Source organism: Tahibacter caeni, assembly GCF_024609805.1.
Classification (GTDB): domain Bacteria; phylum Pseudomonadota; class Gammaproteobacteria; order Xanthomonadales; family Rhodanobacteraceae; genus Tahibacter; species Tahibacter caeni.
The window spans coordinates 1-1,224 of sequence record NZ_JANFVR010000641.1; the positions used below are offsets into that span (position 1 = coordinate 1).

2 protein-coding genes are annotated in these 1,224 nt (G+C 72.4%); one reads left to right on the forward strand and one right to left on the reverse strand.

The annotated features are described in order from the left end of the window. The coding region (locus NON22_RS24515; RefSeq protein ID WP_257389598.1) for an eCIS core domain-containing protein at window positions 1-1,021 on the forward strand (1,021 nt) is incomplete at its 5' end. Window positions 1,022-1,039: 18 nt separating this feature from the next. Here NON22_RS24515 and NON22_RS24520 read toward each other — a convergent pair. Then, a partial coding sequence (locus NON22_RS24520; RefSeq protein WP_257389599.1) for a hypothetical protein occupies window positions 1,040-1,224 on the reverse strand: 185 nt, incomplete at its 5' end.

The window sequence follows — 1,224 nt, forward strand, 5'->3', positions numbered from 1 at the left end:
CGCCTCGCCCGTGCGCGGCACTGCGCCGGCGGCGACGTTGCCGGCGCCGCCCAGCGTCGACTCGGCCCTCGCCTCGCCCGGCCAGCCGCTCGACGCGGCCGTGCGCCACACGATGCAGCGCCGCTACGGGAAGGACCTGTCGCCGGTGCGCGTGCATCACGACACCGCCGCCGCGCGTTCGGCCCGCGACCTCGGCGCGCAGGCGTGGACCACCGGCAACGACATCGTGTTCGGCGCCGGGCGCTACGCGCCGCAGACTTCCGCGGGCCGCGCGCTGATCGCGCACGAGCTCGCCCACGTCGTGCAGCGCGATGCGGCGCCGGGCATCGTCCAGCGCTCGTGTTCCGATGCGACGTTCTGCACGCCCTACGCGACGACCGCCGAAGCCGACGAAGCCGAGGACTGGCTGCGCACCTGGTGGCTCGGCATCGAGGGCTATGCGACTTACGGGCCGGAAGTCGAGCACCTCTACGAGCTATATCTCGACCGCAGTCCCGGCGACAGCCTCGCGCCCGTCGTGTTCGACCACGAAGGTTCCTACGTCGTGCGTGCGTTCCGCGGCTCGGGCGACACCGTCGACGACGTCGACGCGGTGCTCGGGCTCGTCGAGGCGCGCTTCGCGCGCGCCGGCACGATCGCCGGCACGACGATGTTCGGCCTGAGAACGTTCCTGTCCCGGGACGAGATGGAGAACCGCCCGATCAATTACAGCAATCCGCTGTCGGTGGCCGGTCACATCGCCGGCGGCATCGGCAGCAGCGACGCCGGCGACGACTATCGCAAGATCACGCAGTGCATGGTCACCGCGGAGCCCGGCGTGTTCGGTTCCGTGGTCGTCTCGATCGCGCCGCACTACGAAGTGTTCGACGCGATCGACTTCTGTCCCGGCGACTGCGGTTCTCCCGCCGAGCAGCACGTGACGATTCCGATGAGCCGCCTCGAAGCGAGCGGCCGCGCCTACGACGTGCCGTTCGTCGTGCGGTTCCGCGCCGCCGAGCGCAGCGTGCGGATCTGGGTCTGACACCGTGACGAGCGCGACCTACGCCACGACGAAGACCGCCGCGAAGCCCTCGGCCACGCCGCGGCCGAATTCCCGGGCCGCAGCGCCGACGCCGACGACGCCGCCGCTGCGGCCGCGCGCGGCCTGCGCCTGCGGCGGCCGCTGTCCGCGCTGCGGCGGCAATACGGCGACCTTGCGCATCGGCCGGCGCGACGATCCGCACG